This is a genomic window from Sphingobium sp. PNB, assembly GCF_019873065.1.
GTDB classification, from domain to species: Bacteria; Pseudomonadota; Alphaproteobacteria; order Sphingomonadales; family Sphingomonadaceae; genus Sphingobium; species Sphingobium fuliginis.
Window position 1 is genome coordinate 1 of the sequence record NZ_JAINEZ010000130.1, and the last position, 10,001, is coordinate 10,001.

Genomic DNA, 10,001 nt, shown 5'->3' on the forward strand with positions numbered 1-10,001 from the left:
GCGGGACCGGGCTGGGGTGCCGGGCTTGAAGTAGAGACAAGAGAGAGGATGAGCGCGATGTCGCAAGTGACCGAGCTGGGTTATATCGGTCTGTCCATATCGACGTTGAGGCGTGGAAGGATTATGCGGCGTCGATCGTCGGCATGGAGATCGTCGACGAGGGTGAGGGCGACCGCATTTATCTGCGGATGGACAAGTGGCATCACCGCCTCACGCTGCACATCGATGGCGGCGACGACCTGGCCTATATCGGCTGGCGGTTGCGGGTCCGTCCGAGTTCAACGAGCTGGTCGAGAAGCTGCGGCTCAACAACCTCGACATTCGCGTGGCGTCGTAGGAGGAATGCGCCGAGCGGCGTGTTCTGGGCCTGGCCAAGACGGTCGATCCGGGCGGCAACCCGACCGAGATCTTCTATGGTCCGCTGGTCGACAACTGGCGTGCGTTCCACCCGGGGCGGCCGATGTTCGGCAAGTTCATGACCGCCAAGGAAGGCATCGGCCACTGAATCTTGCGCCAGGACGACATTCCTGCCGCGGTGCGCTTCTACGAGATGCTCGGCCTCACCGGCTCGGTCGAGTACAAGCTTCCGCTTCCCGGCGGCATGGTGGCGCAGCCTTATTTCATGCACGTCAACGGGCGCCAACATTCGGTGGCGTTCGGCGCTTGGGCCGATGAAGAAGCGGATCAAGATGCTCGAATATACCGATCTCGACGATCTGGGGGTGGCGCACGACATCATCCGCCAGCGCAAGATCGACGTTGCGCTGCAGCTGGGCAAGCATTCGACCGACGAGGCTTTGACCTTCTACTGCCAACCCGTCGGGCTGGCTGTGGGAGCTGGGCTGGGGTGCCAAGAAGGCGGACAACCAGCAGGAATATTACAGCCGCGACATTTTCGGCCACGGCAACGAGGCCGCCGGCTACGGGATGGACATCGAGCTCTAACCGAGCGTTTGAAGTCTTGGGCGATGGACGCCGGGGTCTTGATGATCCCGGCGTCCCAGCGACGATTGCGAGAAGGATGATATGAGCGAGCTGATTCGCCTGTGCCGAGTGGATGAGGTGAAGGAGGGCGAGCCGGTGGCGGCGCATGTCGCCGGGCTGCCGCCGTTTGCGGTCTATGATGTCGGGGGCACTTATTATGTGACCGACAACATCTGCACGCACGGCAATGCGATGCTGACCGACGGCTATCAGGACGGCGGCACGATCGAATGCCCGTTCCATGGCGGCGCGTTCGACATTGCGAGCGGGGCGGCGACGGTGTTCCCGTGCCAGATCCCGCTCAAGACCTATAGTGTCGAGGTCGACGACGGCTGGATCGCGATCCGGCTGGCATCGCCCGAAGCGGGCGCCTGAAATGGGAGCTGAGATGGGGGCACGGACGGGGTTCGAGGAAGCTGGGGCGCGCGATCTTCACCAGGAGGTTGAGGACTGGTGGCGCGCCATGCCGAGCTGATCGACGAGGACCGTCTGGAGGAATGGCCCGAGCTGTTCACCCAGGAGTGCGTCTACAAGATCATCGCGCGCGAGAATGTCGACCGCGGCCTGCCGATCGCGGCGATCTTCTGCGACAGCCGCAAGATGCTGGTGTGAACCGACGGGATTCGCCTGATAACGCCCCGGCCCGAACCGCTTTTGGAGTGGTTGAACGACAGCGTAGATCAGCCAGATCGGGAAAAATGTCGAAACGCGGCTTCAGGCTCGGCGCTTGCGAAGCACGCAAGCGCTGATTATCGACGTGTTCGAGGGCCTGAACGGCGAGATTCGCCTTGTAAGGAGTTCCTCTATGTGCAACTAAAACAAGAGCGCACAGCCGGTCCTTTCCGGCGAATTCCGTGAGACGACCTCCTGGTGGCGCGCCCTTGTAGGTCAATTCCTGTCATCTCCATGTCGGACGCAGTAATGGAAAAACAAGCTACGATCCCCGAGATCGGCAAGACCGTCTCGGTGAACGGCGTTCGTACCAATTATCATGAGCAGGGCGAGGGGCCGCCGCTGCTCCTGATCCACGGCTCGGGTCCCGGTGTGACGGCGTGGGCGAACTGGCGCGCCAACCTGCCCGAGTTGGCCAAGGACTTCCACGTCTACGCACCCGACATGATCGGCTTCGGCTACACCGACGCCCCGGCAGGCGGCATCAAGGACCGGCAGATCTGGGTCGACCATCTCGCCGGCTTCCTCGATGCGATGGGCATCGAGAAGGCGTCGCTGGTCGGCAACAGCTTCGGCGGCGCGCTGGCTATCGCGTTCATGATCGCGCATCCCGACCGCGTTGACCGCGCGGTGTTGATGGGCGCGGCCGGCGTCGAGTTCCCGATCACCGAGGCCCTCGATTACGTCTGGGGCTACGAGCCTTCGATGGAGATGATGCGCAAGACGATCGCCTATCTCTCGACCGACCCGAGCCGCATCACCGAGTCGCTGATCGAGTCTCGCTACGAGGCCAGCAAGCGTCCCGGCGCGGCCGAACCCTATTCGGCCACGTTCGGCCCGAAACCGCGCCAGAACCACCTCAAGATGCTGTGCAGCAACGAGGAGGATGTCGCGGCGATCCCGCACGAGGTGCTGATCCTTCACGGCAAGCTCGACCAGGTGATTCCGCTCGAAGTTTCTGAAAGACTTGTGAAATTGATCAAGAATTCCGATCTGCATGCCTTCGGCAATTGCGGGCATTGGGTGCAGATCGAGCGGGCGGCGAGCTTCAATCGCCTCGTCACCGAATTTGTAAAACAGGGCCTCAACGGCTAGAACGAGCTAGCAAATTAGGAGAGTTGAACATGGCTGTCACAGGAGTCTTAAGGCCCGGATACGTCCAGATGCGGGTCCTCGATATGGAGCAGGCGATCCCTCACTATCGTGACCGCGTCGGCCTCGATCAGGTTGGCGAGACCGAAGGCGACCGCGCCTTCTTCCGCGGCTTCGACGAATTCGATCGGCACAGCATCATCCTGCGCGAGGCGGACACACCCGGTCTCGACGTGATCGGCTTCAAGGTCGCGAGCGACCGCGATCTCGACGTGTTCAAGAAGCGGATCGATGCGATGGGGGTTCGCACCGAGGAGATCCCGGCTGGTGCCGATCCGGGCGTGGGCCGCAAGATCCGTTTCACGACGCCGACCAAGCATGTCTTCGATCTCTATGCGGACATGGAGATTTCGGACACGGCGCCGATGACCAAGAATCCGGATGTGTGGCATCGCGAGCCGCGCGGTATGCGCGTGCAGCGTTTCGACCATTGCGCGCTCAACGGCACCGACATCGTCGGGTCGACCAAGATCTTCGTCGAGGCGCTCGACTTCGAAGTCTCGGAGACGGTGGTCGACGAGAGCAACGGCACCGAGCTCGCGGTCTTCATGAGCTGCAGCAACAAGGCGCATGACATCGCCTTCATCGGCTTCCCCGAGGACGGCAAGCTGCACCACACGTCGTTCCGCCTCGAATCCTGGAACGACGTCGGTCATGCCGCGGACATCATCACGCGCTACGACATCTCGCTCGATATCGGGCCGACGCGCCACGGCATCACCCGCGGCCAGACGATCTACTTCTTCGATCCGTCGGGCAACCGCAACGAGACGTTCTCCGGCGGCTATGATTATTATCCGGACAACCCCCGCCGCGTGTGGAGCGCGGACGAGGCCGGCAAGGCGATCTTCTACTATGAGCGGCAGCTCAACGATCGCTTCATGACCGTCAATACATGAGTGAACCGATCGAGCGTATCAGGCTGGTCAAGACGATCAGTCCTGAGGCCGCTCATGCCGCCGTCGGCGCCGCCCTCCGGGCCGGCGCCGACGAAGGTTGTGCGGTGGTGGCGGCCGTGGTCGACGCAGCAGGCGAGCTTGTCGCCTTCGTGCGGGCCACGGGCGCGCCGTTTCATTCGAGCGACATCGCTCGGGACAAGGCGTATACGGCCGCGAGCTTCAAGATGCCGACCGCGGACATCCCGGGCATCGTTTCGGGCAGCGACGCACTTCGCGACGGCATCACGCGGCGCAGGAACATGGTGATGTTCGGCGGAGGACTCCCGATCGTCGTCGACGGCGAGATCGTCGGCGGCATCGGCGTATCGGGCGGCAGCGAGGCGATGGACACGGCTTATGCCAATGCCGGCCTTGCCGCGATCGGCGCCAAACGGTTCGACTGAAGTTTCGAATTAACGGAGAAAGAAGATGGCGCGAGGCGACGAGCCCTTGCCGACGGTGACGGCGGAAGTTTTGAATTATATCGACGGCGCCTATCGCAAGGGCAGCGAAGGCAAGAGCTTCGTCAACATCGACCCGGCGACCGGCAAGGAGATCGGCCGCGTCTATGAGGCGAGCAGGGAGGACGTCGACGCTGCCGTTCAGGCCGCCAAGCGCGCATTGAAGGGCCCGTGGGGCAAGATGACGATTCCCGAGCGAGTCAAGCTGATCATCAAGGTCGCCGACGAGATCGAGCGCCGCTTCGACGATTTCCTCGCGGCCGAGGTCGCCGACACCGGCAAGCCGATCTCGATCGCCTCGCACATCGACATTCCGCGCGGCGCCGCCAATTTCCGCATGTTCGCGGACGTCGTCTCGACGACCCCCACCGAATCGTTCATGACCCCGACTCCCGACGGGTCGAAGGCGCTGAACTATGCGGTGCGCAAGCCCAAGGGCGTGGTTGCGGTGGTCTGCCCGTGGAACTTCCCGTTGCTGCTGATGACCTGGAAGGTCGGCCCCGCGCTCGCGTGCGGCAACACCGTCGTCGTCAAGCCGTCCGAGGAAACGCCGCGCACCGCGGCGCTGCTCGGCGAGGTGATGGACGCGGTCGGCATGCCAAAGGGCGTGTTCAACGTCGTCCACGGCTTCGGCCCGGATTCGGCCGGTGAGTTCCTGACCAGCCACAAGGACGTCGATGCGATCACCTTCACCGGCGAGACCGGCACCGGCACGGCGATCATGAAGCAGGCCGCGGTTGGCCTGCGCGACATTTCGTTCGAGCTCGGCGGCAAGAACCCGGCGATCGTGTTCGCCGATTGCGACATCGACAAGGCGATCGAGGGTGTTGCTCGCGCCACCTTCCTCAACACCGGCCAGGTGTGCCTCGGGACCGAGCGCATCTTCGTCGAGCGGTCGATCTTCGACAAGTTCGTCGAGCGGCTTGCCGCGGCGGCGCAGGCGTTCGAGCCCGGCGATCCGAAGCATCCCCAATATATGGGCCCGCTGATCAGCGACGAGCATCGCTCGAAGGTGCTCGGCTATTACCAGCGCGCGGTCGACGAAGGCGCGACCGTCGTGACCGGCGGCGGCGTTCCGAAGAACGTTGACGGCGGTTTCTACGTCGAGCCGACGATCTGGACCGGCCTTGCTCCCGATTCCACGGTTATGCGCGAGGAAGTATTCGGCCCGTGCTGCGGCGTCATTCCATTCGACACCGAGGAAGAAGCCATTGCGATGGCCAACGACACGCCCTACGGGCTCAGCGCGACGATCTGGACGCAGGATCTTTCCCGCGCCCATCGCGTGTCGGCCGAGATGGAGGTCGGCATCTGCTGGGTGAACTGCTGGTTCCTGCGTGACCTGCGCACCGCCTTCGGCGGCGCCGGGCAATCCGGCATCGGCCGTGAAGGCGGGGTGCACAGCCTCGAATTCTACACCGAGATCGAAAACATCTGCGTGAAGTTGTGAGCGCCATGGCTGATCAGGAAGTCACATTCGATAGAAGCAACATCGACAAGGCCGCGGCCCAGTTGAGGCACGCCGCCGAGACGATGAATCCTGGCCCGCCGATCCGGGATCTGATCTCGGCCGGCGGCGTCGAGGCCGCTTATGCGGTGCAGGACGCCAATACGACGCACTATCTTGCCAACGGCCGCCGGCTGGTGGGCCGCAAGACCGGGCTCACGTCGAAGTCGGTGCAGAAGCAGCTCGGCGTCAACCAGCCCGACTACGGCATGCTCTATGCGGACATGGACGTGCCCGAAGGCCAGCCGATCCTGCTGACGCGCGTGGTGCAGCCCAAGGTCGAGGCGGAGATCGCTTTGGTGATCGGGCGCGACCTCGACGATCCCGACGTGACCACCGCCGAAATGCTGCGCGCGATCGAATATGTCGTGCCGGCGATCGAGATCGTCGACAGCCGCATCGCCAATTGGGATATCAAGATCTGGGACACGATCGCCGACAATGCGTCGAGCGGGGTGTACACTCTGGGGGCCGTTCCCAAGAAGCTTGACGGGCTCGACCTGCGCACCTGCGGGATGGTGATGGAGCGCCGCGGCGATCCGATCTCGGTCGGTGCGGGCGTCGCCTGCCTCGGCAGCCCGATCAGCGCGGCCTTGTGGCTTGCGCAGGTGATGGCGAAGGCCGGCCGGCCGCTCAAGGCGGGCGACGTGATCCTCAGCGGCGCGCTCGGCCCGATGGCCGGCGTCGCGGCCGGCGACGTGGTCGAGGCGCGGATCAACGGTGTCGGCACCGTCAAAGCCTTTTTCGAAGCGGGCGCCTGAAGGCGCTTTGGGAGATTTACGAATGTCGAAGATCAAATGCGCGATCATCGGTTCCGGCAACATCGGCACGGACCTGATGATCAAGATCCTCAAGGGCTCCGACAGCCTCGAGCTCGCCGTCGTGGTCGGCATCGACGAGAAGTCGGAAGGCCTGGCGATGGCGCGCGAGCGCGGCGTCGCGACCACCCATGACGGGATCGAGGGCCTCAAGAAGATGGGTTCCTATCCCGAGATCGGCGTCGTGTTCGACGCGACCTCGGCTTACGCCCACAAGGTCCATGACGAGATCCTGCGCGCCGACGGCAAGCAGATCGTCGATCTCACTCCCGCGGCGCTCGGGCCGTTCACCGTGCCGCCGGTCAATGCCGATTCGAACCTCGATGCGGTCAACGTCAACATGGTGACCTGCGGCGGCCAGGCGACGATCCCGATCGTCGCCGCAGTCGCGCGCGTCACCAAGGTCCATTATGCCGAGATCGTCGCGTCGGTCTCGTCGCGCTCGGCCGGTCCGGGCACGCGCGCCAACATCGACGAGTTCACCCGCACCACCGCCAAGGGCATCGAAGTGGTCGGCGGCGCCGAAAAGGGCCGGGCGATCATCATCCTCAACCCGGCCGAGCCGCCGATGATCATGCGCGACACGATCTTCACGCTGACCGACCAGGTCGACGAGGACAAGATCCGCCAGTCGATCCTCGACATGATCGCGACGGTGCAATCCTACGTTCCCGGCTACCGCCTCAAGCAGGAGGTCCAGTTCGAGCGCTTCGGATCGAACAACCCGGTCAAGATCCCCGGTTATGGCGAGTTCGCGGGGCTCAAGACGAGCGTCTTCCTCGAGGTCGAAGGAGCGGGCGACTATCTCCCCAAATATGCGGGCAATCTCGACATCATGACCGCGGCCGCCAAGGCCGCCGGCGAGATGCTGGCGGCCCGCATGCTCAATCGGAAGGCTGCAGCATGACGCTCTATCCCACCCAGACCAAGCTCTACATCCAGGACGTGACCTTGCGTGACGGCATGCACGCGATCCTGCACAATTATGGCACCGAAAGTGTCCGCACGATCGCCAAGGCGCTCGACGATGCCGGTGTCGACGCGATCGAAGTGTCGCATGGCGACGGGCTCAACGGCAGCTCGTTCAACTATGGCTTCGGCGCGCACACCGATTGGGAATGGATCGAGGCCGCCGCCGACGTGATCGAGAAGGCGGTGCTGACCACCTTGCTCGTGCCCGGAATCGGCACCGTCGAGGAGCTCAAGCGCGCTTATGCGCTCGGCGTGCGCTCGGTGCGCGTCGCGACGCACTGCACCGAAGCCGACGTCGGCAAGCAGCATATCGGCATCGCGCGCGATCTCGGCATGGACGTGTCGGGCTTCCTGATGATGAGCCACATGCTCGAGCCCGAGGCGCTCGCCCAGCAGGCGTTGCTGATGGAAAGCTATGGCGCGCATTGCGTCTATGTGACCGACAGCGGCGGTGCGCTCGACATGGACGGCGTCCGCGCCCGCCTGCAGGCCTATGACCGGGTGCTCAAGCCCGAGACGCAGCGCGGCATGCACGCCCACCACAATCTCTCGCTCGGCGTCGCCAACTCGATCGTTGCAGCGCAGGAAGGTGCGATCCGCATCGACGCCAGCCTCGCTGGCATGGGCGCGGGCGCCGGCAATGCGCCGCTCGAGGTGTTCATCGCCGCGATCGACCGCAAGGGCTGGAAGCACGGCTGCGATGTGATGGCGCTGATGGACGCCGCCGAGGATCTGGTCCGGCCGCTTCAGGATCGCCCAGTCCGCGTCGACCGCGAGACCCTGAGCCTGGGTTATGCGGGCGTCTATTCGTCGTTCCTGCGCCACGCCGAAAAGGCCGCCGAACAATACGGACTCGACACACGCGAAATCCTGGTCGAACTTGGCCGGCGCCGGATGGTCGGCGGACAGGAAGACATGATCGTCGACGTCGCTCTCGATATCCTGAGCGCGCGCAAGGGTGAGACCGAGCCCAAGGGGGAAATGGCCGCGTGACTTCGCTTGCTGAATATGCCGAGATTCTCGACCGTGCCGCGCACGAAGCGCATGCCACGCCTCAGATCACCCACAGCAATGACAAGCTGACCGTCGCCGACGCTTATGCGATCCAAAAGCTGTCGGTCGAGCGCCGCCTGGCGCGCGGCGAGAAGCGGATCGGCGTCAAGATGGGCCTCACCAGCCGCGCCAAGATGCAGCAGGTCGGGGTCGACGAGGTCGCCTGGGGGCGGCTCACCGACGCGATGCTGCTCGAGGAGGGTGCGGCGCTGTCGCTGTCGCGCTTCGTCCATCCGCGGATCGAGCCGGAGATCGCCTTTCTGATGAAGGCGCCGCTCGCGGGCAAGGTCACGGCGGCGCAGGCGCTCGCCTGCGTCGAGGCCGTCGCCCCAGCGATGGAAGTGATCGACAGCCGCTTCGAGAATTTCAAGTTCGCGTTGGTCGACGTGGTCGCCGACAACACCTCGTCTTCGGGCCTGGTGGTCGGCGGCTGGGGCGATCCGATGCAGGATCTCTCGAACCTCGGCGTGATCCTGGAAATCAACGGCGAGGTCGTCGAGGTCGGCTCGACTGCCGCGATCCTCGGCCATCCGTTGCGCTCGCTGGTCGCCGCCGCGCGGTTGATCGGCGAGGCGGGCGAGACGATCAACGCCGGCGACATCGTCATGGCCGGCGGCATCACGGCGGCGCCGACCCTCAAGGCCGGCCAGACCATCCGCAACACCGTCCAGAACCTGGGATCGGTCAGCATCACGGTGGAGGCATAAATGCCGATCATGGAAGTCACTTTGGTCGAGGGCCGCACGACCGAGAAGAAGGAGGCGTTCATCCTCGCGCTGACCGATGCCGCGGAGCAGTCGCTCGGCGTGCCTCGCGAGTCGATCCGCGTGATCCTGCGCGAGATCCCGGATGCGAATTTCGCGGTGGCGGGCGTGACCTTCGCCGCGCGCAAAACCAATACTTTGAAAGCGGCAAGCTGACCACGATGATCAAGCATCAAGTCCAGATCGTCGATGGCAGCCGCTTCGAATGCCCCAAGGAGGAACGGGTCCTGATCGCGATGGAGCGCTTGGGGCTGAATGACATTTTCGTCGGCTGCCGCGGCGGCGGGTGCGGCGTGTGCAAGGTGAAGGTGACCAGCGGAAATTATCGCACCGGTAAAATGAGCAGGCTACAAGTGAGCGAGGCGGAAGAGGCGGGGGGTTATGCGCTCGCCTGCAAGCTGTTCCCGCTCGACAATCTCGTCATCGAATTGCCCAACTAAAAACTTTTTGTCAGAAGACGGAAAATGCAGCCTAAGCAATCTCGACGACCGCAAGATCGGCATGTTCGATCAATAACGCGTGCCTATCCGGTTAACGCAGACACCCACTACATGTGGGGTGCGCCCAGCCACCGGAATATAGCTCGGCGTAGGTCGAGCTTTCACCTCGCCCGCAATTCCGAGGAGCGAGCGGAAGGCGTTGAACGGGTAGAACCGTCTGTTGAAGCGGAATGTGAACTC

At 63.8% G+C, this 10,001-nt stretch carries 14 protein-coding genes and 1 pseudogene; 13 read left to right on the top strand and 2 right to left on the bottom strand.

Features of this window, described 5'->3' with window-relative positions:
* Positions 1-244: 244 nt before the first annotated feature.
* Positions 245-688, bottom strand: coding sequence for a hypothetical protein (locus K7W03_RS28265; protein ID WP_319024344.1), 444 nt, complete (start codon positions 686-688; stop codon positions 245-247).
* On the opposite strand from K7W03_RS28265, the gene K7W03_RS28270 reads away from it, so the two are divergent.
* The 13 genes from K7W03_RS28270 to K7W03_RS25310 all read left to right on the top strand — a co-directional run bounded on the left by K7W03_RS28270 (position 672) and on the right by K7W03_RS25310 (position 9,761).
* Positions 672-1,025, top strand: coding sequence for a hypothetical protein (locus K7W03_RS28270; protein ID WP_319024345.1), 354 nt, complete (start codon positions 672-674; stop codon positions 1,023-1,025). The genes K7W03_RS28265 and K7W03_RS28270 overlap by 17 nt on opposite strands.
* Position 1,026: 1 nt before the next feature.
* Entirely contained in the window at positions 1,027-1,359 is a 333-nt protein-coding gene (locus K7W03_RS25255; protein ID WP_185210326.1) for a non-heme iron oxygenase ferredoxin subunit, read from the top strand.
* 78 nt (positions 1,360-1,437) lie between these two features.
* Positions 1,438-1,596 (top strand): aromatic-ring-hydroxylating dioxygenase subunit beta, encoded by a 159-nt coding sequence (locus tag K7W03_RS25260; protein WP_185210325.1) that lies wholly within the window; start codon positions 1,438-1,440, stop codon positions 1,594-1,596.
* A gap of 309 nt (positions 1,597-1,905) precedes the next feature.
* Positions 1,906-2,751 carry an alpha/beta fold hydrolase gene (locus K7W03_RS25265; protein ID WP_226870502.1) on the top strand — a complete coding sequence of 282 codons (846 nt, stop codon included), beginning with the start codon at positions 1,906-1,908 and terminating at the stop codon, positions 2,749-2,751.
* Positions 2,752-2,819: 68 nt separating this feature from the next.
* Positions 2,820-3,707, top strand: coding sequence for a catechol 2,3-dioxygenase (locus K7W03_RS25270; RefSeq protein ID WP_264319089.1), 888 nt, complete (start codon positions 2,820-2,822; stop codon positions 3,705-3,707).
* Positions 3,704-4,150, top strand: a complete 447-nt coding sequence (locus tag K7W03_RS25275) for a GlcG/HbpS family heme-binding protein (protein ID WP_222887643.1) — start codon at positions 3,704-3,706, stop codon at positions 4,148-4,150. Before K7W03_RS25270 ends, K7W03_RS25275 begins: the two co-directional genes overlap by 4 nt.
* A 25-nt stretch (positions 4,151-4,175) precedes the next feature.
* Entirely contained in the window at positions 4,176-5,657 is a 1,482-nt protein-coding gene (locus K7W03_RS25280) for a 2-hydroxymuconic semialdehyde dehydrogenase (RefSeq protein ID WP_208634578.1), read from the top strand.
* Between the two features lie 5 nt (positions 5,658-5,662).
* Positions 5,663-6,475, top strand: coding sequence for a 2-keto-4-pentenoate hydratase (locus K7W03_RS25285; protein WP_208634577.1), 813 nt, complete (start codon positions 5,663-5,665; stop codon positions 6,473-6,475).
* Between the two features lie 22 nt (positions 6,476-6,497).
* Complete coding sequence (locus tag K7W03_RS25290) at positions 6,498-7,439, top strand: acetaldehyde dehydrogenase (acetylating) (protein WP_208634576.1); 942 nt, start codon at positions 6,498-6,500, stop codon at positions 7,437-7,439.
* Positions 7,436-8,497, top strand: a complete 1,062-nt coding sequence (gene dmpG, locus K7W03_RS25295) for a 4-hydroxy-2-oxovalerate aldolase (RefSeq protein ID WP_208634575.1) — start codon at positions 7,436-7,438, stop codon at positions 8,495-8,497. The genes K7W03_RS25290 and dmpG overlap by 4 nt, the downstream gene beginning before the upstream one ends.
* Positions 8,494-9,264 carry a 2-keto-4-pentenoate hydratase gene (locus tag K7W03_RS25300; protein ID WP_208634574.1) on the top strand — a complete coding sequence of 257 codons (771 nt, stop codon included), beginning with the start codon at positions 8,494-8,496 and terminating at the stop codon, positions 9,262-9,264. The genes dmpG and K7W03_RS25300 overlap by 4 nt, the downstream gene beginning before the upstream one ends.
* Positions 9,265-9,477, top strand: a complete 213-nt coding sequence (locus K7W03_RS25305) for a tautomerase family protein (RefSeq protein ID WP_208634573.1) — start codon at positions 9,265-9,267, stop codon at positions 9,475-9,477.
* Between the two features lie 5 nt (positions 9,478-9,482).
* Positions 9,483-9,761 (top strand): 2Fe-2S iron-sulfur cluster binding domain-containing protein, encoded by a 279-nt coding sequence (locus K7W03_RS25310; protein ID WP_185210324.1) that lies wholly within the window; start codon positions 9,483-9,485, stop codon positions 9,759-9,761.
* 91 nt (positions 9,762-9,852) lie between these two features.
* Here the strand turns inward: K7W03_RS25310 and K7W03_RS25315 are convergent.
* A pseudogene (locus K7W03_RS25315) lies at positions 9,853-10,001 on the bottom strand (IS1595 family transposase); the annotation flags it as partial.

Bases quoted from the DNA above. Each gene is read 5' to 3' on its own strand.
- K7W03_RS28270 (WP_319024345.1), top strand. From the start codon at position 672: ATGAAGAAGCGGATCAAGATGCTCGAATATACCGATCTCGACGATCTG.
- K7W03_RS25255 (WP_185210326.1), top strand. From the start codon at position 1,027: ATGAGCGAGCTGATTCGCCTGTGCCGAGTGGATGAGGTGAAGGAGGGC.
- K7W03_RS25265 (WP_226870502.1), top strand. From the start codon at position 1,906: ATGGAAAAACAAGCTACGATCCCCGAGATCGGCAAGACCGTCTCGGTG.
- K7W03_RS25270 (WP_264319089.1), top strand. From the start codon at position 2,820: ATGCGGGTCCTCGATATGGAGCAGGCGATCCCTCACTATCGTGACCGC.
- K7W03_RS25275 (WP_222887643.1), top strand. From the start codon at position 3,704: ATGAGTGAACCGATCGAGCGTATCAGGCTGGTCAAGACGATCAGTCCT.
- K7W03_RS25280 (WP_208634578.1), top strand. From the start codon at position 4,176: ATGGCGCGAGGCGACGAGCCCTTGCCGACGGTGACGGCGGAAGTTTTG.
- K7W03_RS25285 (WP_208634577.1), top strand. From the start codon at position 5,663: ATGGCTGATCAGGAAGTCACATTCGATAGAAGCAACATCGACAAGGCC.
- K7W03_RS25290 (WP_208634576.1), top strand. From the start codon at position 6,498: ATGTCGAAGATCAAATGCGCGATCATCGGTTCCGGCAACATCGGCACG.
- dmpG (WP_208634575.1), top strand. From the start codon at position 7,436: ATGACGCTCTATCCCACCCAGACCAAGCTCTACATCCAGGACGTGACC.
- K7W03_RS25305 (WP_208634573.1), top strand. From the start codon at position 9,265: ATGCCGATCATGGAAGTCACTTTGGTCGAGGGCCGCACGACCGAGAAG.
- K7W03_RS25310 (WP_185210324.1), top strand. From the start codon at position 9,483: ATGATCAAGCATCAAGTCCAGATCGTCGATGGCAGCCGCTTCGAATGC.